Annotated in this window: 25 protein-coding genes and 1 other RNA gene; 7 read left to right on the forward strand and 19 right to left on the reverse strand. The window is 56.1% G+C overall.

The window, feature by feature from the left end:
* Positions 1–2: 2 nt before the first annotated feature.
* The 7 genes from ACREYP_RS17035 to cstA form a co-directional block, all read right to left on the reverse strand.
* Positions 3–305 (reverse strand): addiction module antidote protein, encoded by a 303-nt coding sequence (locus tag ACREYP_RS17035; protein WP_008454699.1) that lies wholly within the window; start codon positions 303–305, stop codon positions 3–5.
* Complete coding sequence (locus tag ACREYP_RS17040) at positions 295–624, reverse strand: type II toxin-antitoxin system RelE/ParE family toxin (protein WP_498880994.1); 330 nt, start codon at positions 622–624, stop codon at positions 295–297. Before ACREYP_RS17040 ends, ACREYP_RS17035 begins: the two co-directional genes overlap by 11 nt.
* Before the next feature lie 208 nt (positions 625–832).
* Entirely contained in the window at positions 833–1,129 is a 297-nt protein-coding gene (ilvN, locus tag ACREYP_RS17045) for an acetolactate synthase small subunit (RefSeq protein ID WP_008454697.1), read from the reverse strand.
* Positions 1,130–1,132: 3 nt separating this feature from the next.
* Positions 1,133–2,821, reverse strand: a complete 1,689-nt coding sequence (gene ilvB / locus ACREYP_RS17050) for an acetolactate synthase large subunit (protein WP_008454696.1) — start codon at positions 2,819–2,821, stop codon at positions 1,133–1,135.
* 108 nt (positions 2,822–2,929) lie between these two features.
* Positions 2,930–3,028, reverse strand: coding sequence for an ilvB operon leader peptide IvbL (gene ivbL, locus ACREYP_RS17055; RefSeq protein WP_071842708.1), 99 nt, complete (start codon positions 3,026–3,028; stop codon positions 2,930–2,932).
* Positions 3,029–3,153: 125 nt separating this feature from the next.
* Positions 3,154–3,351, reverse strand: a complete 198-nt coding sequence (locus tag ACREYP_RS17060) for a YbdD/YjiX family protein (RefSeq protein WP_166866308.1) — start codon at positions 3,349–3,351, stop codon at positions 3,154–3,156.
* Positions 3,352–3,423: 72 nt separating this feature from the next.
* The gene (cstA, locus tag ACREYP_RS17065; RefSeq protein WP_008454692.1) at positions 3,424–5,529 is read right to left on the reverse strand and encodes a pyruvate/proton symporter CstA; all 2,106 of its coding nucleotides are present in this window, start codon (positions 5,527–5,529) and stop codon (positions 3,424–3,426) included.
* 391 nt (positions 5,530–5,920) lie between these two features.
* On the opposite strand from cstA, the gene ACREYP_RS17070 reads away from it, so the two are divergent.
* Both ACREYP_RS17070 and gdhA read left to right on the forward strand, forming a co-directional pair.
* A complete protein-coding gene (locus ACREYP_RS17070; RefSeq protein WP_008454682.1) occupies positions 5,921–8,149 on the forward strand; it encodes a TonB-dependent siderophore receptor in 2,229 nt (742 codons plus the stop codon).
* A gap of 252 nt (positions 8,150–8,401) precedes the next feature.
* On the forward strand, positions 8,402–9,745 hold the full coding sequence (gene gdhA, locus ACREYP_RS17075; protein ID WP_008454680.1) for an NADP-specific glutamate dehydrogenase: 1,344 nt from the start codon (positions 8,402–8,404) through the stop codon (positions 9,743–9,745).
* 37 nt (positions 9,746–9,782) lie between these two features.
* Here gdhA and ACREYP_RS17080 read toward each other — a convergent pair whose 3' ends face one another.
* Both ACREYP_RS17080 and yczE read right to left on the reverse strand, forming a co-directional pair.
* Entirely contained in the window at positions 9,783–10,601 is an 819-nt protein-coding gene (locus ACREYP_RS17080) for a GNAT family N-acetyltransferase (protein ID WP_498880995.1), read from the reverse strand.
* A 62-nt stretch (positions 10,602–10,663) separates the two neighbouring features.
* A complete protein-coding gene (yczE, locus tag ACREYP_RS17085) occupies positions 10,664–11,278 on the reverse strand; it encodes a membrane protein YczE (protein ID WP_166994584.1) in 615 nt (204 codons plus the stop codon).
* Between the two features lie 91 nt (positions 11,279–11,369).
* On the opposite strand from yczE, the gene yczR reads away from it, so the two are divergent.
* The gene (gene yczR / locus ACREYP_RS17090; RefSeq protein ID WP_336708312.1) at positions 11,370–12,797 is read left to right on the forward strand and encodes a MocR-like transcription factor YczR; all 1,428 of its coding nucleotides are present in this window, start codon (positions 11,370–11,372) and stop codon (positions 12,795–12,797) included.
* Positions 12,798–12,873: 76 nt separating this feature from the next.
* Here yczR and ACREYP_RS17095 read toward each other — a convergent pair whose 3' ends face one another.
* From ACREYP_RS17095 to ACREYP_RS17105, 3 genes are all read right to left on the reverse strand, one after another.
* Positions 12,874–13,098: a hypothetical protein gene (locus ACREYP_RS17095; RefSeq protein WP_008454666.1), complete on the reverse strand. Its 225-nt coding sequence runs from the start codon at positions 13,096–13,098 to the stop codon at positions 12,874–12,876.
* Complete coding sequence (locus tag ACREYP_RS17100; protein WP_008454659.1) at positions 13,095–13,349, reverse strand: hypothetical protein; 255 nt, start codon at positions 13,347–13,349, stop codon at positions 13,095–13,097. The genes ACREYP_RS17095 and ACREYP_RS17100 overlap by 4 nt, the downstream gene beginning before the upstream one ends.
* A gap of 131 nt (positions 13,350–13,480) precedes the next feature.
* On the reverse strand, positions 13,481–13,927 hold the full coding sequence (locus ACREYP_RS17105) for an Lrp/AsnC family transcriptional regulator (RefSeq protein ID WP_498880996.1): 447 nt from the start codon (positions 13,925–13,927) through the stop codon (positions 13,481–13,483).
* 105 nt (positions 13,928–14,032) lie between these two features.
* Between ACREYP_RS17105 and ACREYP_RS17110 the strand changes: the two genes are divergently transcribed.
* Positions 14,033–14,926 (forward strand): DMT family transporter, encoded by an 894-nt coding sequence (locus ACREYP_RS17110; protein WP_008454657.1) that lies wholly within the window; start codon positions 14,033–14,035, stop codon positions 14,924–14,926.
* Between the two features lie 17 nt (positions 14,927–14,943).
* Here the strand turns inward: ACREYP_RS17110 and ffs are convergent.
* Positions 14,944–15,040: signal recognition particle sRNA small type (ffs, locus tag ACREYP_RS17115), an RNA gene on the reverse strand.
* Between the two features lie 171 nt (positions 15,041–15,211).
* Here ffs and ACREYP_RS17120 point away from each other — a divergent pair.
* Positions 15,212–15,523, forward strand: coding sequence for an MGMT family protein (locus ACREYP_RS17120; RefSeq protein WP_008454656.1), 312 nt, complete (start codon positions 15,212–15,214; stop codon positions 15,521–15,523).
* 28 nt (positions 15,524–15,551) lie between these two features.
* Here the strand turns inward: ACREYP_RS17120 and ACREYP_RS17125 are convergent, their stop codons facing one another.
* Complete coding sequence (locus ACREYP_RS17125) at positions 15,552–16,124, reverse strand: YbaY family lipoprotein (protein WP_034807615.1); 573 nt, start codon at positions 16,122–16,124, stop codon at positions 15,552–15,554.
* Between the two features lie 200 nt (positions 16,125–16,324).
* Between ACREYP_RS17125 and tesB the strand changes: the two genes are divergently transcribed.
* Positions 16,325–17,185 (forward strand): acyl-CoA thioesterase II, encoded by an 861-nt coding sequence (gene tesB / locus ACREYP_RS17130; RefSeq protein WP_008454654.1) that lies wholly within the window; start codon positions 16,325–16,327, stop codon positions 17,183–17,185.
* Positions 17,186–17,276: 91 nt separating this feature from the next.
* On the opposite strand, the gene amtB is transcribed toward tesB, so the two are convergent.
* The 5 genes from amtB to ACREYP_RS17155 all read right to left on the reverse strand — a co-directional run bounded on the left by amtB (position 17,277) and on the right by ACREYP_RS17155 (position 23,282).
* Complete coding sequence (amtB, locus tag ACREYP_RS17135) at positions 17,277–18,569, reverse strand: ammonium transporter AmtB (RefSeq protein ID WP_008454653.1); 1,293 nt, start codon at positions 18,567–18,569, stop codon at positions 17,277–17,279.
* A gap of 31 nt (positions 18,570–18,600) precedes the next feature.
* On the reverse strand, positions 18,601–18,939 hold the full coding sequence (gene glnK, locus ACREYP_RS17140) for a P-II family nitrogen regulator (protein ID WP_002891893.1): 339 nt from the start codon (positions 18,937–18,939) through the stop codon (positions 18,601–18,603).
* A 260-nt stretch (positions 18,940–19,199) separates the two neighbouring features.
* Positions 19,200–20,975 (reverse strand): multidrug ABC transporter permease/ATP-binding protein, encoded by a 1,776-nt coding sequence (locus tag ACREYP_RS17145; RefSeq protein WP_498880997.1) that lies wholly within the window; start codon positions 20,973–20,975, stop codon positions 19,200–19,202.
* Positions 20,965–22,746, reverse strand: a complete 1,782-nt coding sequence (locus ACREYP_RS17150; RefSeq protein WP_008454651.1) for a SmdA family multidrug ABC transporter permease/ATP-binding protein — start codon at positions 22,744–22,746, stop codon at positions 20,965–20,967. The genes ACREYP_RS17145 and ACREYP_RS17150 overlap by 11 nt, the downstream gene beginning before the upstream one ends.
* A 74-nt stretch (positions 22,747–22,820) precedes the next feature.
* The gene (locus ACREYP_RS17155) at positions 22,821–23,282 is read right to left on the reverse strand and encodes an Lrp/AsnC family transcriptional regulator (protein WP_039290800.1); all 462 of its coding nucleotides are present in this window, start codon (positions 23,280–23,282) and stop codon (positions 22,821–22,823) included.
* A gap of 115 nt (positions 23,283–23,397) precedes the next feature.
* On the opposite strand from ACREYP_RS17155, the gene ACREYP_RS17160 reads away from it, so the two are divergent.
* Positions 23,398–24,444 carry a pyridoxal-phosphate dependent enzyme gene (locus tag ACREYP_RS17160; protein WP_166994436.1) on the forward strand — a complete coding sequence of 349 codons (1,047 nt, stop codon included), beginning with the start codon at positions 23,398–23,400 and terminating at the stop codon, positions 24,442–24,444.
* The last annotated feature ends 19 nt before the right edge of the window (positions 24,445–24,463 follow it).

Below are 24,463 nucleotides of genomic sequence, written 5' to 3' on the forward strand. Positions count from 1 at the left end.
GGTCAGCCCGCAATCTCTGAAAAATGAATCCCCACCGCGTGCAGAACCTTTTTGGTGGTTTTGATGGTGGGGTTTCCACGCTCCGACAGCGTGCGGTACAGCGTTTCACGGTTTAGGTTTGCCGCTCTGGCAATCTCCGTAAAGCCACCTCTGGCTTCTACCAGCCGACGCATGGCAATGAGAAACACCGCTTCGCCGTCGTCACCGTCCAGCCCAATAAAAGCTTCTTTCAGGTACTCCACGGCGAAGGCACGATCGTCGCGGAGCATATCAATAACCGTTTGATCAAATTCGCTAAATTTCATTTTTTCTCCCTTGATGTTCAAGCCACCATTCTTTTGCACGTTCGACATCCGCCTGTTGATTGCGTTTATCTCCCCCCGCCAGTAGCAGCCAGACTGCTTTGCCGTCCTGGGCGTAGTACACCCTATAGCCAGGCCCTTCATCGATGCGCATTTCCCATACGCCCTGTCCACAGGGTTTATGATCGCCAGGGTTACCAAAGGAAAGTCGGTCGATCCTCATGACTATTTTGGTTTTTGCCCTCGCATCTTTTAACGCCTTTAGCCAGGCTTTGAACGGCGTTTTTCCTTCTGTCGTTTTGAAGAACGTAATCATGTACATCCCTGACTCCCTAAGTGTAGCTTTAAAGCAACGGGCAAGCACGAACAAAATTTAATCGCACTTATTTTTCTCAGGGCAGGCTAACGAATTCTTGCTTGAGGTTGGTTGAAATCGTTCTTTGGTATGCAGGGTTTGCGGCACGGCTTCCGGGGAGTTATTCATCCTGGCGCGGGGCTTTCAAAAATATGCCTGAAAGCCCCTGGTTTATTTACTGCACAAATGCGGTCAGGCGGTTAAAGATGCCTGGGTCATCGGCGTGGCGAATGATCTGCACCACATCCTCCAGCTTATCGACCTGACTGACCATCTGCTCCAGCCGCTGATCGTCTGCTACCTGCAGCCAGATGCGGCTCTGATCGCCTTCCGGCAGCGGTAAACAGAGAATGCCTTCCACGTTAAATGCGCGGCGGGCAAACAGGCCGCAGATATGTGACATCACGCCCGGGTGGTTGCGCACCGTGAGTTCCAGAATGACGGTGGATTGTTTAGTGATAGATTGCTGCATGACTTACTCTCCAATCATCTGAGTGTTGGCGGCACCCGGCGGCACCATTGGGTAGACTTTTTCATCGGCGTCGATACGCACGTGGATCAGGCAAGGCCCAGGGCGAGAAATCGCTTCCTGCAGCGCGGCCTGCGGATCTTCCGCCTGGTTCAGGTCGCAGGTTGCCAGGCCAAAGCCACGGGCGATGGTCAGGAAATCCGTCATGCCGGGGTAAGTCGCGGCGAAGATATTCTGCTGATAGAACAGCGTCTGCTGCTGGTGTACCAGCCCCAGCGCCTGGTTGTTCATCAGGATGATTTTTACATCCAGATTATTTTCCGCCGCCGTCGCCATCTCCTGGATATTCATCATCAGGCTGCCGTCGCCGGAGAAGCACAGCACTTTACGGCCAGGTTCGGCCAGCGCCGCGCCAACCGCAGCCGGTAAGCCAAAGCCCATGGTGCCCAGGCCGCCGGACGTCAGCCACTGGCGCGGACGGTTGAGCGGATAAGCCTGAGCCACCCACATCTGGTGCTGGCCTACGTCGGTGGTAACAATAGCCTCATCGTCTACGCAGGCCGCTGCGGCTTTGATCAGTCCATAAGGCATCAGCGGATTATCTGCTCCCGGCGTGGCAAATGGGAACTCACGCTGCAACTCGCTCACCGTCTGCAGCCACTCGCTGCGCCGGGCGTTTTTGGTCTGCGGAATAAGCTGACTCAGCACTTCACGTACGTCACCGCGAATCGCCACGTTGGCCTGCTTAATTTTGCCCAGCTCGGCACGATCGATGTCAACGTGGATAATTTTGGCATTCGGGCAAAACTCCTCGGTTTTACCAATGGCACGGTCGTCAAAGCGTGCGCCCAACACGATCAACAGATCGGCTTCGTGCAGGATAAAGTTGGTGCTCCGCGCGCCATGCATTCCCAGCATTCCCAGAGAGAGCGGATGTCGGGCGGGGATCGTCCCCAGTGCCATCAACGTCATGGTTGTCGGCAGCCCGGCACGCTCCGCCAGCTCTCGCGCCTGCTCCGCTGCACCCGCGCTGATAATGCCGCCGCCCAGATAAAGCACCGGGCGTTTGGCTTCGTTGATCATCGCTGCCGCACGGGCGATGTCCTGATGGTCAAAGGCCGGGGCAGCGGAAGGCGCGGCTACCGCAGGCAGTTCGGCAATGTCGATTTCAGCGGTCTGAATGTCTTTAGGAATATCGATCCAGACGGGCCCTGGGCGGCCGGACTGTGCGATACGAAAAGCGTCGGTAATCACCTGCGGCAGCTCGTCAATGCTGCGCACCAGGTAGTTATGCTTGGTGATAGGAATCGAAATACCGTAGGTGTCCACTTCCTGGAAAGCATCGGCGCCAATCATCGAAGTGGGGACCTGGCCGGTGATACAAACCAGCGGAATAGAGTCGAGACGCGCGTCGGCAATGGCGGTGACAAGGTTTGTGGCCCCCGGCCCGCTGCAGGCGATGCAGACCGCCGGTTTGCCGCTGGTACGCGCCATGCCCTGCGCCATAAATCCCGCGCCCTGCTCGTGGCGAGCCAGAACGTGGCGAATGCGGGGGCTTTGGCTCAAGGCATTGTAGAGCGGCAGTACGGTGCCACCGGGAATGCCACTAACCGTTGTAATGCCATGATGCTCCAACATTTTTACAATCAGCTGGGCGCCGGTGATGCGTTGTGCGGGTGTGTCCGAAATTGCCATGCTCCAGTCCTTCTAATTAGCCGGTTCGCTTCTGGGCAGGCACTTAAAACAAGAAACCCCGCCCGGTTTGCGCCGGCGGGGTTTGGAATCGATGCGTTGATTCAGTCCCTACGGCGCATTGCCGACGACCACCACCACACGCACGACGACCACCGCGGCTGGTAGCGCGGTAACTAGTAGGGTCGAAGTCTGCAGGGAATGAGTCATGGGTTTCCTGAATCAAGATTAAAAGTCGATATTGATAAAATCATACTCGCTGGTTTCGCACAACAGGATTTTTACCGTCAGCTAAAAAACGAGCTAAATGTCACATTTTTGTTAAATGCTAAGTCTTAGCAGCAGCGTCCGCCGCCTTTACCGCTGTAGCGGGCATCCTGCCGCTCGCGGAAAAATTCTTCATAGGTCATTGGCGTCTGCTCAGGGTGCGTCAGGCGCATGTGCTGCACGTAGTTGTCGTAGTCGGGTACGCCAATCATCAGCTTCGCGGCCTGACCGAGGTATTTCCCGGCTTTGGCTAGACTATCGAACATGGTACCTCCAGTGGGTTGCCCCTCGCCCCAGCCCTCTCCCTTTCAGGGAGAGGGTTAGGGTGAGGGTAAAAATCAATGTACGCTCTTCGCCTGCGCCACGATCTGTTCGTAATTCTCAGGCATCGGCTCATACGGCGTTTCGCTCGACGTCGGTTGCTCAGACTTCAGCGCCTTAAGCGCAGTTTTCAGCGAGAACCAGCCGAGCACCACAACCACCACCATAAAGAAGATGGTCAGCCCCGCATCCAGGCGGTTGTTAAACACCAACTGGCTGAGCTGCGACTGCGTGTACTGCGCCGGAATATTACCGCTGTCAATCATCGCCTGGAACTTATTGGCGATGGCGAGGAAGCCCACTTTTGCATCCGAGCTGAACGCTTTCTGCCAGCCTGCGGTTAACGTGCACACCAGCAGCCAGGCGGTCGGCATCAGCGCCACCCAAGCATAGCGCTGCTTCTTCATTTTGAACAGCACAACGGCGCACAGCATCAGCGCCATGCCCGCCAGCATCTGGTTGGCGATACCGAACAGCGGCCACAGCGTGTTAATGCCGCCCAGCGGATCGACCACGCCCTGATGCAGGAAGTAACCCCAGGCGAGCACACAAAGCCCGGTGGCAAGCAGGTTGGCCGGCAGCGAGTCCGTCCGTTTCAGTCCCGGAGAGATTACGCCCAGCAGATCCTGCAGCATAAAACGTGCCGCACGAGTCCCGGCATCCACCGCCGTCAGGATAAACAGCGCTTCAAACAGGATGGCAAAGTGGTACCAGAACGAGACGTCCATCAGCCCGCCGAGCGCGCCGTGCAGAATATATGCCATGCCAACGGCCAGCGTTGGTGCCCCACCGGCGCGGGAGATGATGCTCTGTTCGCCCACTTCGTTGGCAATGTTGGTCAGCGTTTCCGGAGTGATATGGAAGCCCCACCCGCTCACCACCTGCGCGGCAGAAGCGACAACATCCGCCGTGCCAGCAGGCGCCAATACAGCCATCGGGCTGTTCATCGCGAAGTACACGCCCGGATCGATGATACAGGCTGCCACCAGCGCCATGATCGCGACGAAGGACTCCATCAACATGCCGCCGTAGCCAATGAAGCAGGCCTGATTTTCGTTCGCCAGCATTTTTGGCGTGGTGCCGGAAGCAATCAGCGCGTGGAAGCCGGAAACGGCCCCACAGGCGATGGTGATAAACAGGAACGGGAACAGATCCCCACTCCAGACCGGGCCGGTGCCATCAATGAATTTTGTTAATGATGGCATTTGCAGCGTCGGACGCATGATCAAAATGCCGATAGCCAGCCCGATGATGGTGCCGATTTTCAGGAAGGTGGAGAGGTAATCACGCGGGGCCAGCAGCAGCCACACCGGCAGCACCGAGGCCACAAAACCGTACCCTACCAGCATCCAGGTGAGCTGCACGCCCGTAAAATCAAAGTACGGCGCCCAGGTCGGGCTCTCCGCTACCCAGCCGCCGGAAATAATGGCAAACACCAGCATCACCAGGCCAATCACCGACACTTCGCCGATACGCCCCGGGCGCAAATAGCGAATGTAGACGCCCATAAACAGCGCCAGCGGGATGGTAAAGGCCACGGTGTAAGTCCCCCACGGGCTGTGGGTTAACGCCTTCACCACGATCATTGCCAGCACGGCCAGGATAATCACCATGATCATAAAGCAGGCGACCAGTGCGATAACCCCCGCAGTGTTGCCCATTTCTTCTTTAACTAACTCCCCCAGCGAACGCCCGTTGCGACGCGTGGAGACAAACAACACCATAAAGTCCTGCACGGCGCCCGCCAGCACCACGCCTGCCAGCAGCCAAAGCATGCCAGGCAGGTAACCCATTTGCGCGGCAAGCACCGGTCCCACCAGCGGCCCCGCCCCGGCGATGGCGGCAAAGTGGTGGCCAAACAGCACTTTTTTATCCGTTGGGACGTAATCAAGGCCGTCATTGTTTCGCACGGCAGGCGTCATGCGCGTGGCATCCACCGTTAGCACGCGTTTAGCGATAAACAAACCGTAGTAACGATAGGCAATCAGGTAGATACAAACTGAGGCAATAACAATCCACAGCGCATTTATCTGTTCACCGCGATTCAGTGCGATGTAGCCGAGGGCGAATGCGCCGATCAAAGCGAGCACGACCCAGACGAGGTGTTTCCCAAATCTATCCATCAATTTTGTCCGTTTTCTAAGTGGATACCGAGAGTTGTTACATTTTGTTTCTAGCCTGGAATAGCGATTCTCACAATCGGAAGGGGGCAAAACACGGGGCATTTACCTCAGTTTGTTAATGAGATCACCTAAATATGTATCGGAACCGTAACAGCGGAAGGTCAATTGTGGAGCATCAGGTTAATGAATGATTGATACGGGGAGTAATAACCCAGGCTGATTAATTAGCGGCTTTAATAGATTGCAAAAATGCAATTGATAAAGACATTGATAATTGTTTTCATTTGCAATAGCGTGTTTCCGCACTTTCAACTCCAGGCACTTTTGCCGCGTCCTTCCTCGTTTGGGAAAGGAACTTAAGGGACGCAGGCGGTGACACTCAGGATAAATAATGAACAATACATTATCGTACTCCCTCGCCACACTGGTGAGTCTGGGCCTCTACGGCACCGCTTTTTCAGCGGCAGCAGCAGAGGTAACCCCCGCTGAAAACGAAGACACGCTCGTCGTCACCGCAGCCCAGCAAACGCTGCAGGCACCCGGCGTGTCGGTGATTACTTCCGAGGAATTAAAGAAGCACCCGGTCGCGCGCGATGTCTCTGAAATCATTCGTACCATGCCGGGAGTTAACCTGACCGGCAACTCCACCAGCGGGCAGCGCGGCAACGGCCGCCAGATCGACATTCGCGGTATGGGGCCAGAAAACACGCTGATCCTGGTTGACGGTAAACCCGTCACCAGCCGCAATTCAGTGCGCCTGGGCTGGCGCGGCGAGCGTGATACCCGCGGCGATGCCTCCTGGGTTCCACCGGAAATGATCGAACGCATTGAGGTCCTGCGCGGCCCGGCAGCAGCCCGCTACGGCAATGGGGCGGCTGGCGGCGTGGTGAACATCATCACCAAACGCAGCAGCAACGAATTCCACGGCAGCTGGAACACCTATTTCAATGCCCCGGAGCACAAAGATGAAGGCGCAACGAAACGCACCAACTTCAGCCTGACCGGGCCGCTCGGTGACGACGTGAGTTTCCGTCTCTACGGCAACCTCGATAAAACGCAGGCGGACGCCTGGGACATCAACCAGGGGCACCAGTCACTGCGCACCGGGTCTTACGCCAACACGCTGCCAGCGGGCCGAGAAGGCGTAATCCATAAAGACCTGAACGGAATGATCCGCTGGGAATTTGCCCCGATGCAGGCGCTGGAGTTTGAAACCGGCTACAGTCGCCAGGGGAATCTCTATTCAGGTGATACACAGAATACGAATACCAGCCAGTTGGTGAAGGACAACTACGGCAAAGAGACCAATCGTCTCTACCGCCAGACCTATTCCGTGACCTGGACCGGCGGCTGGGATAACGGCGTCACCACCAACACTTATGCGCAATACGAACACACCCGTAACTCGCGCATGAATGAGGGCCTGGCGGGCGGCACGGAGGGGATTTTCTCCAACAACCAGTTCTCAGATATCGATCTCAGCGATGTCATGCTGCACAGCGAAGCAAGCATTCCGTTTACCCTGCTGGTGAATCAAAACCTCACCGTCGGTAGCGAATGGAATCAGCAGCGCATGAAAGACGGCACCTCCAACACCCAGTCGTTAAGCGAAGGCGGGCCGATTCCGGGGCTCTCATCCACCGGCCGAAGCCCTTATTCCAAAGCGGAGATCTTCTCTCTGTTTGCCGAAAACAATATGGAGCTAACCAGCAGCACCATGCTGACGCCGGGTCTTCGGTTCGATCATCACTCCATCGTGGGGGATAACTGGAGCCCGTCGCTGAATCTGAGCCAGGAATTGGTGGAAGACTTGACGCTGAAGCTCGGTATTGCCCGGGCTTATAAAGCGCCAAGTCTGTATCAGACCAACCCGAACTACATCCTTTACAGCCGCGGTCAGGGCTGTGCAGCCAGCGGCGGGGCGTGTTATCTGATGGGGAATGAGGATCTGAAAGCCGAAACCAGCGTCAACAAAGAAATTGGCCTGGAGTTCAAGCGTGACGGCTATCAGGCAGGGATCACCTGGTTCCGGAACGACTATCGCAACAAAATTGAATCCGGCTATTCACCTATTGCCTCTAACAGCAAGAAAACCGACATCTACCAGTGGGGCAACGTGCCTAAAGCGGTGGTGGAAGGTCTTGAAGGTACGATTAATCTGCCGCTGACGGAGACCGTAAGCTGGAATAACAACCTGACTTACATGCTGCAAAGTAAAAATAAGGAAACCGGCGATCGCCTGTCGATCATCCCTGAATACACGCTTAACTCCACGCTTAGCTGGCAGGTTCGCCCGGACATTTCGCTGCAAAGCACCCTGACGTGGTACGGCAAACAGGCACCGAAGAAGTACAACTATAAGGGAGTTCCTGTCACCGGCAGCGACACCAACGAGGTCAGCCCTTATAGCATCCTTGGCATGAGCGCGACCTGGGACGCGACCAAAAACGTCAGCTTCACCGCCGGGATCGACAACCTGCTGGATAAGCGCCACTGGCGCGCAGGTAACGCCCAGACCACCGGGAATGACACGACCAAATCCTACATGTACGGCGCTGGCGCGGAGACCTACAACGAGCCTGGCCGCACGTACTACATGAGCGTCAATACACACTTCTAAGCTCGGTTCGGGAGGCTAATAAGCCTCCCAAATTGATCGCCAACGGCCGAAAAACAGAGAAGACAATTTATTGTCTGTTATTAGACCGAAATTTAGATTTTTTTAGGGTTAATAGCCCGACTAAACGCTTCCCTTCTTTATTGCCTTTCCGGTGAAAAAATCGCTTGATGCCCGTTCATAAGAAAATGTTATAGTCGAAAAATCACCCAAAAAAAGACAGACAACATAATTTTCAACAAGGAGTTACCTCTGATGGCTCAAGCATTATCCCTCGAAGGCTTTTTAACCTCAGTACAGTCCCGCGATCCGCACCAGGTAGAATTCGCTCAGGCGGTTCGCGAAGTGATGAGCACGCTGTGGCCGTTTCTGGAAAACAATCCGCAATACCGCCAGCAGGCGCTGCTCGAACGTCTGGTTGAGCCAGAGCGCGTGATTCAGTTCCGCGTCGCCTGGGTGGACGACAACAATCAGGTGCAGGTGAACCGGGCCTGGCGCGTGCAGTTCAACTCGGCCATTGGCCCGTTCAAAGGCGGCATGCGCTTCCACCCTTCCGTTAATCTGTCGATCCTCAAATTTCTCGGCTTTGAGCAGACCTTTAAAAACGCCCTCACCACGCTACCAATGGGCGGCGGCAAAGGCGGCAGCGACTTTAATCCGAAGGGCAAAAGCGAAGGCGAAATCATGCGCTTTTGCCAGGCGCTGATGCTGGAGCTTTATCGCCACCTTGGCCCGGACACCGATGTTCCGGCAGGGGATATCGGCGTTGGTGGCCGCGAAGTCGGCTACATGGCGGGGATGATGAAAAAGCTCTCCAACAACACCGCCTGCGTGTTTACCGGCAAAGGGCTGTCGTTCGGCGGCAGTCTGATCCGCCCTGAAGCGACCGGCTACGGCCTGATCTACTTCACCGATGCCATGCTGCAGCGCCACGGCCTGGGCTTTGAAGGCCTGCGCGTGGCGGTTTCCGGCTCCGGGAACGTCGCTCAGTATGCGATTGAAAAAGCCATGTCGCTCGGCGCTCGCGTGGTCACGGCGTCTGACTCCAACGGCACCGTGGTAGATGAAGCAGGCTTTAACGCAGAGAAACTGGCCCGCCTGTGCAAAATCAAAGCCAGCCGCGATGGCCGCGTCGCCGACTATGCCCGAGAGTTTGGCCTGACTTATCTGGAAGGCCAGCAGCCGTGGAGCGTGCCGGTCGATATCGCTCTGCCTTGTGCTACACAGAACGAGCTGGACGTCGATGCTGCCCAAACGCTTATCGCCAACGGCGTGAAAGCGGTAGCCGAAGGGGCAAATATGCCAACCACGATTGCTGCGACGGACCTGTTTGTGGAAGCTGGCGTGCTGTTCGCGCCGGGTAAAGCGGCAAACGCAGGCGGTGTAGCAACGTCCGGGCTGGAAATGGCGCAGAATGCGGCCCGTCTGAGCTGGAAGGCCGAAAAAGTAGATATTCGCCTGCACCACATCATGCTTGATATTCATCAGGCCTGCGTGGATTACGGTGGCGAAGGAAAACAAACCCAGTACGTTCGAGGCGCGAACATCGCCGGGTTCGTAAAAGTTGCGGACGCGATGCTGGCTCAGGGCGTGCTGTAACTTGCAGGGTGAGGGCCTTCGCCCTCACCTTCTCTGCCTACAAGGTAAGCTTCATCTCGTATTGCCGAATCTTATCCAGGGTAAAGCCGCTGCCTAAAAACACCGGCGAAACGGTTTCGGGCAGGCTGGGAATAGTCACTAATCGGGGGAACTGGCGCTGAAGTAAAGCCAGCAGCTTTTTTGCCTTACCGGATCGTCGCGCAGACGGCTCAACAAACAGCCCTCTGAGCTTCGGTATTTCGCCGGGAACGACCATCGCATAAGCCACTTCATCCAGTACAAAAGCCTTACCGGGCAGCTTATACAGCGTTTCAGCCGCGCAAAGCCACGGCAGCGGCGCATCGTTAGCGGCCATCATTCTATGGGTCATTTGCAGCGGATCGATTTCCAGCAGTTCGCCGTCGGCCTCGCCTTCAGGAACACCTGCAGACTGGAAGCCCACCAGCGTTTGCTGGGGCACAAAGCCCATTCGCTCATAGAGCGCCAGCCCGCCTTCGTTGCCTAAAATCACTTCCAGATAAAATTGCTTATCCCCGCGCTCGCGCGCGGCATCAATAAGCTGCTGAATGAAGATCTTGCCTAAACCCTGCCCGCGCAGTTCCGGGCGAATCGCAAACGCGGCCAGGCGGCAGGTTTGCCCGCGTCGTGTCACCAGCGCCATTGCTTTGGGCTCTCCACGGTAAAGCCAGATAGGGCTGTCGCCTGGGAAAAGATCTTCTGAGGCAAAACGCCAGCCGAACGTTTCCCCTTCCAGACGAAAAGGCACCACGTACTGTTCAAAACAGTGGGTTAATATCTCTGCCAGCTGAAAGCTGTTCCAGTTCAGCGCGGGTTTACTCACAATCTCGTGCCGCATACTCTCTCCCGTTTTAAGCAATTATTATTCTCCGGAAGATACTGTTTAGCACAGCTACGGCATCAGAATGTAGCTTCCTGTGCAGGAGTCGCTGTGTTATTCAACGGCTTAACGCGAAACCACGGCAGGCAAAGCTGAATGAGAGGCCCGATAGCTAACGCATAAAGCACGGTGCCCACGCCAAAACTACCGCCCATCAGCCAGCCGGAGATCAGTACGGTCACTTCGATGGCGGTACGTACGCTGCGCACCGACCAGCCCGTTCTGGCATGGATCCCGGTCATCAGCCCATCTCGCGGCCCGGCACCAAAACCAGCGCCGATATACATGCCTGTCGCAAGGGCATTCACTATCAAAGCACCGACCAGCAAAACGGATCGCGCAAAAAGCGATTCCAGCGGCGGCATTAGCGCCAGCGTGGCATCCGCCGCCAGCCCCAACACAATCACGTTGCTAATGGTGCCAAGGCCTGGACGCTGACGCAGCGGGATCCACAGCAGCAACACCAGCGCCCCCACAATAATCATCACCAGCCCGAGGTTGAGCGAAAAAAGCCTGGCCACGCCGAGGTGGAAAACGTTCCACGGGTCCGCGCCCAGATCGGCACGCACGAACATAGCGGTTGAAATGCCGTAAAAGACCAGGCCGGTATAAAGCTGCAGCAGGCGACGAGCCATCATGACAAAGATCCTCAGTGTGTTTTTATGGCTATACCCTCTCGCAAAATGGACCTAGTATTAAGGTCCAGTTATCAGAAAGTGGACTGCTATGACGCTGCGCAGAATCGGAATTTCATCTTTAACACGCCTGCTGGGCCACTGGCATCAGGCCTCATCCCGCTCGCCTGTCTATCGGCAACTGGCGGACGGGCTACGGCTGCTGATCCTGGATGGCCGCTTACCACTCGACAGCAGGCTGCCAGGGGAAAGAGAGCTTTCTGGCGCGCTGGGCGTGAGCCGCACCACGGTGGCCTCTGCGCTGGCGCAGCTCCGGGAGGAAGGGTATCTGCTGAGCCGCCAGGGCTCAGGCTCTGTCACCATGCTGCCCGAAAGCAGCCCGGCCATTTCCCCCTTGCCCGGCAATGCTCCGGTACTGGATCTCTCCACCGCCGCCCTCAGCGCCGGGCCGGAAATTCATCGGGCATACTCCACCGCGCTCACTTTCCTGCCGGAACATTTGTCCTCAACCGGCTATGACAGCCAGGGCTTGCCGGAGCTGAGAGAAGCAATTGCGCGGCATTATGCGTCACGGGGATTACCCACGACGCCTGACCAAATCATGGTGGTCAACGGTGCCGTCAGCGGACTGGGGCTAATACTTAGACTGTTCACCGGCCCGGGCGATCGCGTAGTCGTAGACCATCCCACTTACCCGATGGCGTTGGCGGCGATTCGCGGCGCCTCCTGCCGCCCCGTGCCGGTCAGCCTGCCCGCAAGCGGTTGGGATGTTGACGGTTTAGCGGCGACTATCGCCCAGACTTCTCCCCGGCTGGCTTACTTGATTCCAGATTTCCATAACCCAACTGGCCGCTGTATGGACGCGGCCACGCGCCAAAGGGTGAACGAGATAGCCGCCCGCAGCCACACCACGCTGGTTGTGGACGAAACGATGGCCGATCTCTGGTTTGATGCCCCTCCTCCTCCTCCCCTGGCGGCTTTTGGCCCGGAAGAACACACCATCTCGCTCGGCTCCGCCGGGAAAAGTTTCTGGGGCGGGCTGCGCCTCGGCTGGATAAGGGCTTCAGGCAAAACCATCAGTTCGCTGATACAAATCCGCAATACCTTTGATTTAGGGACGCCTCTGCTGGAGCAACTGGCTGCCACGCAGTTGTTTGCCGACGCGGCGCAGTTCTTGCCTCAGCGCAGAGAGATGCTGCGCCAACGCTGCGAAAGCAGCTTCGCCGCGATGCAAGCGCTGTTCCCGGACTGGCAAACATCTCCCCCGGAAGGCGGCCTGTCGTGGTGGGTGGAATTACCGAAACCGCTGGCCACGATTTTTGCCGCCGCCGCCGAGAGTCAGGGCATTCGGATCGGTGCCGGGCCAAGGTTTGGGGTCGATGGGGCTTTTGAGCGCTTTTTACGCCTTCCCTTCAGCCTTGAACCCGCAGAGATGCAGCTTGCCCTGCAGCGGCTACAGCCGCTTTGGCATCACCTGGCGGCAACAAGAAATGAAAGTCTGCGGGGAATGGTATTTTAGAAAGCGAAATATTTCCCTCTAAAATAAAAGAGGGAAATATTATTCTGCAAGCACAGCAATAAGGCGATGCAATAAATTAGTTTTGTGAAATTCTGGGAATAGCGAACCCTTTTAGGGTGATGGTGAAATGTTCACCCTCTTTTTTAATACTGGCCCCGGTATCGCACCAGTCTGAAGCAATGCGGAAAAATTCATCGCTGCCAATATTCCAGCCAAGCTTCACTTTTTTCAGGTAACCTGAACGCAATAACTCACAGGCTTGCTGATAGCTGTAGGCGGTACTGTCCGTACCGGCGTTCATTTTTTCTTCTTCAACAGTTTACGCAATGCCTTGATCTCACGATCGTTTAATGGCGTCACGCGGGCCTCAGAAGTATGCTGACTGTCCACATCATCTTCATCGACGCCCACGTCGCTGTCGAGCTCGTCAAAGGCTTTGGACAGAAGTCGTTCCGTTACGCTTGCCAGGGTTTCACTATTCTCTTCCGCATAGTGACGAATCTTCTCTTTTAACTCGATGCTTATTTTTACGTTCAGCGTAGCCGTCGTCATTGCAAATCCTTAGTGCTTAAACAGAGGTTGGTGTTTAATACTATAGAGAATAAATAAGATCCAGCCAGTGAGATAAATTTAATATTTCTGTCATAATTCAAATACCCGGAAAATATATCAGGTTTATTTATTTACAAAGGCGGCAGCCTGCGTTTCACCGGCGTGCTTTTGACGATAGACGTATTGCACTGGGCAAACTCAGCCAGCTCATCAAGAATTTCATCAAGTTGCCCAATAGAGCGGATCACCAGCCGGATGATGAAGCAATCTTCACCGGTGATTTTGTCGCATTCTATACACTCGGGAATCGCCTGAATCATCTTCTCCACTTTATGCAGCATACCCGGTAACGGTTTCATGCGAACCAGTCCCTGCAGGGTGTAACCCAGAGCCGTGAGATTGGCGTTCATGGTGTAGCCGTTAATCACGCCGCGTTCCTCCAGCCGCTTTACTCGTTCTGCCGTGCTCGGTGAAGAGAGACCAATTTTTCCACTAAGCACTTTCAGGGAGATACGCGCATCCGCCGCAAGAATAGTCAGAATATGCCTGTCGATATCATCGGGAAGGTAATCACTCATTTTTATCTCATTTATAAAGGCAAAAGTATCTTATAACCTAATTTTTACACTTCAACGAGTTCGCAGCAGTGCGCAGAATAAAGTTCTTTATTCTGGAGAGACAAAATGATTCGCGAGATAAGAACCGGCAGCCTGCAAATGATTGTGGCGATGCTCATCTCCGGCACCATCGGCGCCCTCGTAGTAATATCTCAGCAGCCTATCGCCAACGTCGTTTTCTGGCGCTGCGTGTTTGCGACTATTACGCTGTTCATATTGGGCCTGATGAGCGGTAACTGGCGCAGCCATCTGACCCGCAGGGTCGTTGCGATATCCGCCCTCGGCGGCGTGGCGCTGGTCGTCAACTGGCTGCTGCTGTTCGCCGCCTATTCACGAACGTCCATTGGGCTTGCCACGGTCCTGTACAATACGCAGCCGCTGATGCTGGTCGGGATGGGCGTTTTTATCCTGAAAGAGAAAGTCAGCCGCAGCAAGTGGCTTTGGCTGGGAGCATCCTTTATCGGCATGCTGCTTGTGCTCTCAAGCGGGCTAAATCATGACGGGAATGGTGGCTGGCTTTTGGGCATCGTGCTGGCGCTGGGCGCAGCGTTCTTTTATGCCCTGACGGCGCTTATCACACGCCAGTTGAGGGGCATTCCTCCACAGCAAATCGCACTCGTTCAGGTGGCCGTCGGCACGCTGCTACTGCTGCCACTGGTAGATTTCCAGTCGCATATGACATTCACGCATTGGGGAATTGTCGCCACGCTGGGCATAGTGCATACCGGCATTATGTACCAGTTGCTGTATGGCGCGATCCAAAAGCTGCCGACGTCGATTACCGCCTCACTCTCGTTTATCTACCCCATCGTGGCGGTGATCGTGGATCGCTTCGTCTTCCATCACAGTCTGAGCCCGATTCAGTTTATCGGTGGCGTGATGATTTTGCTGGCAGCGGCTGGGATCAACTTAGGATGGGGAGAAAAGCGCATGACTAAAACATTGCTGGCTAAGGGGTAGCCAGAATTGGGTGGGGGCCCTGCCAGCTACATCCCGGCACACACGTCGCCTGCTGCGGCTGCTTCCTTCCGGACCTGACCGAGTTCACAAGTTAGTGTTGCGGGAGAACCAACAGGGCCCCCATTGAGAGCGTTGTTATCCAACGCGCTGGCGCATTATCCACATCCCCCCCGCGAATTGCAAGCCAGCGGCGGTCAGGTGTTGGTTTATTGCGCACCAACGGTTTAACTTGGTGCTTTCTCCGTCGCCGATTATCCTTAGAAGCGATTTTTCCAGGAGTTCTCTATGGATAAGCACGATTCCTTTCCACAGCGCGTTTACCAAATTGTTGCCGCCATTCCCGAAGGTTGCGTGACCACCTACGGCGAAATTGCCGCGCTTGCCGGGTCGCCCCGGGCTGCCCGCCAGGTGGGTGGCGTACTCAAGCGTCTGCCCGAAGGCAGCCGTTTACCGTGGCATCGGGTGGTGAACCGGCAGGGTGTGATTTCATTGACAGGACCCGATCTCCAGCGTCAGCGGCAGGCGCTGCTTTCTGAAGGAGTGATGGTGTCAGGCGACGGTCATATTGATATGCTGCGTTACCGCTGGAAATATTAAAACGCCCCCAATTTGGGGGCGTTTCGCTTTAGTAAGTTGTTGGCGCAGGCACCGCTGAAGATGGCGTCACCTGAGTCGGCGAGGTGGATGGCACCGTTGTTGCCGCCCCACCGCCTTGCTGAACTGGAATCGCCGTATTTTGTACCGGCACCAGCGTCAGATCTGCCTTCGTCCCGCCCTGGTTGATCACCGGCTGGAAGGTATCGGTGATAAACATCAGCTTACCGTCCACGGTGATGGCGGCACTCAGCAGGATACGCGCGTTCGGCTGAATGTCAGCCGGGTTGAACGGAATCACGAAGCTGAAAGGCGCCTGTTTACCTTCGGTACGCGTAACTTTCTGGGCAATGACTTTGGAAGGGGCATCGGCCAGCGAAGCGTCGGAGACGGTCACCGTCAGCACGGCATCTGGCGGCAGAGCAACCCGCTGACGGATCCATGCCGTACCGGATACGTTAGGCATTGCGATGTTAGATTGCTGGGCAGATGCGGCCCCGGCGGATGCACTCGGCGCAGGAGTAGGCACATCAGCACTCTTGTGTGCGCAACCTGCAACAGCAACCGCGATAGCCAAAGCACTTAACATAGGCACAAGTTTCATTGATTTTTTCTCCTTATTATCAATGTCGCGCCGGGGACTAACCCCGTTGAAAAACGCGCTTAACGGCTTAAGTGTGGCACAGATCACTGAATTCTGCTGAAAACCAGGAATGTTCCCAGCGGCAGTGCATCAAATACGCTGTTTACGGGCATGTTATAATCGAGAAAATTTGCCGCATTCCCTTTTATTGAGGACATTTTATGAGTCAGGCGCTCAGCAATTTATTGGCGTTACTTAACCTGGAAAAAATTGAAGAGGGATTGTTCCGTGGCCAAAGCGAGGATTTAGGCCTGCGTCAGGTGTTTGGTGGGCAAGTGGTCGGCCAGGCGCTTTACGCAGCTAAAGAAACCGTACCGGAAGAGCGCCTTGTTCACTCTTTCCACAGCTATTTTTTACGCCCGGGCGACAGCCAAAAGCCCATTGTTTATGACGTAGAAACCCTGCGCGACGGCAACAGTTTTAGCGCCCGCCGCGTTGCTGCGGTGCAGAACGGCAAGCCGATTTTCTATATGACCGCGTCATTCCAGGCCCCTGAATCTGGCTATGAGCACCAGAAAGAGATGCCCCCAGCGCCAAAACCGGATGGCCTACCGTCCGAAACGGACATCGCCCGCTCGCTGGAAAAATTCCTCCCGCCGCATGCGAAAGAGAAGTTTCTTAGCGAAAAGCCGCTGGAAATTCGCCCGGCCGTATTCCACAACCCGCTGAAAGGCCATGTCGATCAACCTTCCCGCCAGGTCTGGATCCGCGCGAACGGCAACATGCCGCAGGATCTGCGCGTGCATCAGTATCTGCTCGGCTATGCCTCAGATTTCAATTTCTTGCCAGTCGCCCTACAGCCGCATGGCGTAGGTTTCCTGGAACCGGGGATGCAGGTCGCGACTATCGATCACTCAATGTGGTTCCATCGTCCGTTCGACATGAACGAATGGCTGCTGTACAGCGTGGAAAGCACCTCCGCGTCGAGCGCTCGCGGCTTTGTCCGTGGAGAGTTTTATACGCAGGATGGCGTGCTGGTCGCGTCGACGGTTCAGGAAGGCGTCATGCGCCATCGCGGGTAGTTAACGCTGAAATAAAAAAACCACCTGCGTGACAGGTGGCATTCTGAGAGAAGTAAAACCTCGTCCAACCGGGCGAGGTTTTGATAACGAATCAGTTGTTGTACGCGTTTTCGCCGTGGCTGTTCACATCCAGGCCTTCGCGTTCCTGCTCTTCTGGAACACGCAGACCTACGGTCAGGTCAGCAATCTTGAACGCGATGAACGCCACCACGCCGGACCAGACAATGGTAATTGCCACGCTTTCAAGCTGAACCAGAAGCTGATGCCCCATAGTCACGCCTTCTGCATAACCCACGCCGCCCAGAGAAGTTGCCGCAAAGATACCGGTCATGATGCACCCGATGATGCCGCAGACGCCGTGCACGCCGAACACATCACATGGGTCATCCACGTTCAGCCATTTTTTCAGCGTCGTCACGCCCCACAGCCCAGCCAGACCAACAACCAGACCAATCAGCAGCGCACCGCCCACGCCAACGTAGCCACACGCCGGGGTAATACCCACCAGACCCGCGATAGCACCGGAACAGGCACCCAGCAGAGAAGGTTTACCGCGCAGCGCCCACTCGCCAAAGACCCAGGAGAGAATCGCCGCCGCAGTGGCGACAACGGTGTTCACGAACGCCAGTGCAGCGATTTCGTTGGCCGCACTTGCAGAACCGGCGTTGAAACCGAACCAGCCGAAGTAGAGGATTGCGGTGCCGATAAACACCATTGGCAGGTTGTGCGGCTTGAACGCTTCTTTGCCGAAGCCAACGCGTTTACCCACCAGGTAAGCACCTACTAAACCAGCAACAGCGGCGTTAATGTGCACCACGGTACCGCCCGCGAAGTCCAGCGCGCCGTGCGTAGCCAGAATACCGCCGCCCCAGACCATGTGCGCAATCGGCACATAAGAGAGCGTCAGCCAGACGGCAGCAAAAATTACCACTGCAGAGAAGCGCACGCGTTCGGAGAGAGACCCTACCACCAGTCCAACGGTAATACAGGCGAAAGAACCCTGGAACGCCACATGAATATACTGATAGAAAGTGCCCATCAGCGCTTTCAGCTGGATATTTTTCAGCATCACCCAGTCAAAGCTGCCGAAGAAGTTATTGCCGGTGCCAAACGCCAGGCTATAGCCATACACGACCCACAGCACGCAAACCAGGGCGAAGGTGACGGAGATTTGCGTCAGCATCGACAGCACGTTTTTAGAGCGAATCAGACCGCCGTAAAACAGCGCAAGGCCAGGGATGGTCATAAACAGCACCAGCGCGGTGCATATCATCATAAAGGCGTTGTCGGCTTTGTCCGCGACCGCAGGCGCGTCCGCAGCGAAGGCGAGCGTCGGCAGTAATGCCAGGGCGCCTAAACCAAGGAGTGCAGCTAATTTTTTCATTTTTCCCATCCCAATCAAGGCTTGCCAGCAGTTACAGAGCGGCTTCGTCGGCTTCGCCGGTACGAATACGAATAACGCGTTGCAGTTCTGCAACGAAGATTTTCCCATCACCGATTTTGCCGGTGTAGGCGGCTTTGCTGATCACGTCGATAACTTCATCGAGCTGGTCGTCAGCAATAGCAACATCGATTTTTACTTTCGGCAGAAAGTTGACGCTGTACTCGGCGCCACGGTAAAGCTCCGCATGGCCTTTCTGGCGGCCGAAACCTTTCACTTCGGTCACGGTAAGCCCCTGAATACCGATTGAAGAGAGCGCTTCACGCACGTCTTCAAGCTTGAACGGTTTGATTACCACGGTTACCAGCTTCATAAATTCTCTCCACTCAGAATTAGGTCGTTACCTGCACGTAGAGAGCAAAGCAAAGCCCATGCCAGGAATAAAAAAACAGGGATATTCAGCACGTTTTCAGGCTTCAGGCGGGTTACCGGAAAGCCAGATGAAGGCGTCGGATCGGGCGGGATTAGTCTGAAAAGAAAAAACGCACCACTGCAGTGCAGGATGCGTTTTTGTTTTGCACCAACGCGGAGAAGCGAAGGTTTTTATGCGACGCGTTGCATGGTTGTGGTGCATCAGGCCGTGAGCGATTCTTCCTGCGCGGCGGCGACCAGTTCCTCACCGGCTAACTGAAGCTGATACATCTGCCAGTAGCGGCCCTGCTGCGCCAGAAGTTCACTGTGCGTACCGCGCTCCACGGCCTGCCCGCGATGCAGCACCAGAATCGTGTCGGCATCGGTGATGGTAGACAAACGGTGGGCAATCACCACTAGGGTTGTGTGCTGACGAACTGCCGCCAGCGCCCGCTGAATAGCCTGCTCGGTGCCGGAGTCGATATTCGCCGTGGCTTCGTCGAGGATCAGGATCTGCGGGGCTTCAACCAGCACGCGCGCCAGAGCAAGCAGCTGCTTCTGGCCAACGGAGAGATTGTTCCCCTGCTCGCCCAGGCGGGTATGGATACCTTCCGGCAGCGCTCGCGCCAGTTCGGCCAACTGAACCGTCTCCAGCGCCTGCCAGACCCTCTCTTCGCTGATGTCCCGCCCCAGGGTTACGTTGGCAAAGAACGAATCGGCCATCACTACCGGATCCTGCTGCACCATCGCCACGCCGCGGCGCAGCGTTTCATGGCTGAGGGAGTCCAGCGGCCGGCCATCGAGGCGTATTTCGCCTTTCATTAACGGGTAATAGCCCATCAGCAGGTTGGCCAGGGTGCTTTTTCCGCTGCCGGTATGCCCGACCAGGGCAATAAAGCTCCGCGAAGGCACTTCCAGATTAATGTCCTGCAGCACCAGGCGATCGCCACGGTAGGCAAATGAGACGTTGTCGACGCTGATCGCGCCGCTGGCGAGGGGCCGGTTGTCATTGCCGTAATCCTGACGTTTGCCGTCCATCAGCTCAAACACGCGTTCCCCGGCCACCACCGCCTGTTGCAGAATGGATTGCTGGGTGGTCAGCTCAATCAGCGGTTCGTTCAGGCGGCCAAGGTAGTTAATAAAGGCATATAGCACGCCAACTTCGATGGTGCCGCGCGAGGTAAAGCCGAACAGCATCAGCAGGCCACACAGAATCATCGCCGAAAACAGGCTAAGCAGCGGCCGCAGAAGCCAGCCATCAAGCCGCAGGGTTTGCATCCGCGCCAGGTAGTGAGAGCGGCTTGCCTGCCCCATGCGTTCGCCGAAGCGGGCCTGCTGTCGGAACTGCTGAATCACGCTCATGCCGTTGATGACTTCATTAAAACCGTCGTTGATGTCCGCCAGATAGCTGCGCACCCGGCGCACAATCGGCGTGCTGTAGCGCTGGTAGATAAACATCACGGCGATAACCGCTGGGAAGATGGTGATCGCCACCAGCGCCATGCGCCAGTCGAGCGTGAACATCGCCACCAGCATAGCGCCGATCAGTGCCGCGCTGCGCAGCACCGTTGCCACAACGGTGACATACAGGTCCCGGATCACTTCGGTGTCGTTTGTTACGCGCGAGATCAATTGCCCTACCGGCTGCGTGTCAAACGCACTCAGCGGCTGGCGCAGCGCAGCGTCCATGACATCGGTACGCAGTTTTTGCACCACACCTACCGCCGCGCGGTTAAACAGCAGCGCCTGAAGGTAGTGCAGCCCGGCAGCGCTAATCGACAACAGGATATAAGCCACCGCCAGTCCGGCCGCCAGGCCAAGCGGCATCTGGTTTTTCGCCACCAGGTTATCAATAAAATAGCTCACCAGCACCGGGCCACAAACCTCAGCGGCAGCCGCAACCCAGAGCATCAGCATCGCCCCACCCAGCGGTTTGCGCCACGGCGATCCGTAAGCCAGCAGGCGTTTAATGGTAGGCCACTGTTGTTTACGACTCATTGGCGCTCTCCCTGACATCTTCCTGCTCCGGGGCTTCGTCCAGCGCGGCCTCCAGCTGTTGATAGCGGTACATATCCCGATACCAGCCCGGCTGAGACGCGAGCGCATCATGGCTGCCACGCTGGGCGATATGCCCGTGCTGCATCACCAGGATCTCGCTAGCTTCCGTTAATGCAGACAGGCGGTGGGCGCTGATAATGACCGTGCGGTGTTCACCCCACTCGCGCAGGTTGTGCAGAATTTGGTGCTCGGTGCGGCCATCTACTGCGGAAAGCGCGTCATCCAGAATCAGGATTTCGGCATCAAGCAGCAGCGCCCTCGCAATAGAGATACGCTGTTTTTGCCCGCCGGAAAGCATGACCCCACGCTCACCCACTTCGGTGTCGTACCCTTGCGGCAAGCGCAGGATATCCTCATGAACGCTGGCCAGGCGAGCGACACGCTCAATGTCCTCCTGGGTGGCACCCGGTTTACCCAGCGCAATGTTGCTGGCCACGGTGTCAGAAAACAGGAACGGCGTCTGGTTCACGATAGCCAGACGGCTTCTCCAGCCGTCAATTTTCAGCGCCGTGAGCGGAATATCGTGGTAGCGAATATCGCCCTCTTCCACGTCGAAATGACGCTGGATCAGCGCGAGAATCGTGCTTTTACCGGACCCCGTTGGCCCGCACAGGCCAAGCATTTCACCCGGCTTAAGGGTGAAGTTGACGTTTTGCAGCGTCGGCTGAGCGGTCTGCGGGTAGTGGAACTGGCGAATCGAAGCCACCAGTTCAGCCCGCCCTTCCGGCAGCATTTTATCACCGTCGACCACGCCCGGCTCTTCTTCCAGCATCGCGCGGATACGGCTGTAGGCCGCACTTCCTCGTTCGACAATATTGAACATCCAGGCCAGCGCCAGCATCGGCCAGATCATCAGGCCGAGGTACATCACAAAACTGGTGAGCTGCCCCAGGGTAAGCGAGCCCTCGATAACCATCCAGCTTCCGCCGCCGATGGCTAAAAGGTTTGCGGCCCCAATTGCCACATAAATGATGGGGTCAAAGCGGGCATCAATGCGCGCGACGCGCATGTTTTTCGCCCCGGCATCCTGAGCTTCTGCGGCAAACAGCGCCGACTGCCTGTCTTCAAGGCCGAACGCCTTGATCATGCGGATACTGGTCATGCTTTCCTGAGTACGATCGTTTAAGGCTGAGAATGCCGCCTGCGCCACTTTGAAGCGATCGTGCAAACGCGCGCCGTCACGTTTAATCACCACGGCCATAATCGGCATCGGCAGAAGCGCCAGCAATGTGAGCTCCCAGCTGATTTGGGTGGACATGACTATCAGCACCGCCAACCCCATGACCAGCGAGTCCACCAGCGTTAGCACCCCTTCCCCCGCGGCGAATACCACGCGATCGACATCGTTAGTCGCGCGCGCCATGAGGTCGCCGGTACGGTGACGGAGATAAAATTCAGGATGGTGGCGGCTTAGCTGGCGGTAATAGTTTTCCCGCAACTCAACCGCAAGCTGGTAAGACGCCCCGAACAGCAGGACGCGCCAGACGTAGCGCACCAGATAAACTACCACAGCAATAAGCAGCATCAGGCCAATCCACATCAGCACCTGCTGAGAGGAGAGACTCTGCTGCACCACGCCATCCACAATCACGCCCACCACTTTTGGCGGCACGAGCTGCAAAATAGCGATGATAATAAGCAATGCCACCGCGCCGAGGTAGCGTCGCCACTCGCGGGTGAAGTACCAGCTTAATTGAGCAAATAATCGCACGAAGTTTAGATCCTGAAATGCTGCCTGCCGGCCAGGGCAAAAGAGTAGAGGCTACTGTTCCGCACATTGCGGAATCAGGAAGTTAGAGGTAATGCTGTGGTGTATTTTATCTGTTCCATGGCAAAACTCGAAGTGACATCGCTTAATCCCGGGATGCCGTTCACCAGCCGCTTATAAAAGTCGTCGTACCGCTTCATGTCGGCGACCTGAACCCGAATCAGATAGTCATATTCGCCGGCCATGCGCCAGAACCCCAGAACTTCGGGCATGGCTTCCACCACCGAGACAAATTTGCAGTACCACTCGCTGCTGTGCTGCTGGGTTTTAATCAGCACAAACGCCGTCAGGCCCAGGCCGAGTTTTTCCGGGTCCAGCAGCGCCACTTTGCCGCGAATATAGCCTTCGTCTTCCAGACGTTTTAAGCGTTTCCAGCACGGGGTGGTGGTCAGATTAACGGCATCCGCCAGCGCCTGCAAAGACAGGGTACAGTCCTGCTGCAGCATCGCAAGCAGCTTTTGGTCAATTTTATCTATCATGAGACCACCGGAGAGAAATATTTTCTCTAATGGAAGCGCTAAACAGGCAAAATGGCAACTTTTTTATCCTGACTTTGGATTACGCTAAGCACAAATTGATAAATGAGAATTTTCCATGACCAGTACCTGGGTGACCAACGCCATCAGCGAGATCAACGCCGATTATCAACGCTCTGCGGATACGCATCTGATCCGCCTGGCTTTGCCCGCATTTCCGGGTATTCAGCTGTATCTGAAGGATGAGAGCACTCACCCGACCGGCAGCCTGAAGCACCGCCTCGCGCGCTCCCTGTTCCTGTACGGGCTGTGTAACGGTTGGATTAAAGAAGGCACCACGATTATCGAAGCCTCCTCTGGCTCAACGGCGGTGTCAGAAGCCTATTTTGCTCGTCTGCTTGGCCTGCCGTTTATTGCCGTAATGCCCGCCAGCACCGCAAAACGCAAAATTGAACAGATCGAATTCTACGGCGGCCGCTGCCACTTTGTAGACAGCGCCTGCGAAATTTACGCCGCTTCGGAAATGCTTGCCCGCGAGCTGAACGGCCATTATATGGATCAGTTCACCTACGCTGAGCGGGCAACCGACTGGCGCGGGAACAACAATATCGCCGACAGTATTTTCCGCCAGATGACCCATGAGCCGAATCCGGTACCGGATTACATCGTGATGAGCGCGGGGACCGGCGGCACCTCAGCCACCATTGGTCGTTATCTTCGCTTCCAGGGCCACGACACAAAGCTGGTCGTCGTCGATCCGCAGAACTCAGTATTTCTTGATTACTGGCAGCAGCGCGACTGTGGCCTGAAAAGCGCGGTGGGCAGCAAAATCGAAGGAATTGGTCGCCCGCGCTGCGAGCCTTCGTTTATTCCCGATGTGATTGACGAGATGATGCGCGTGCCGGACGCCGCCAGCGTCGCCACCATGCAATGGCTGGAATCCCAGCTTGGCCGCAAAGTGGGGGCCTCAACCGGCACCAATATGTGGGGCGTATTGCAGCTTGCCGCGAGAATGCGTGAGGAAGGCCGGAGTGGTTCTATCGTGACGCTGCTTTGCGACAGCGGCGAACGCTACCTTGAGTCCTACTACAATTCAGCCTGGGTCAACGATCATATCGGCGATCTCTCACCATTTAAGGCTGAGATTGGCCGTCTGATTAAATAAAAAAACCGGGCGAAATGCC

Source organism: Enterobacter sp. TMH.L2 (assembly GCF_050847315.1).
Lineage (GTDB): Bacteria > Pseudomonadota > Gammaproteobacteria > Enterobacterales > Enterobacteriaceae > Cedecea.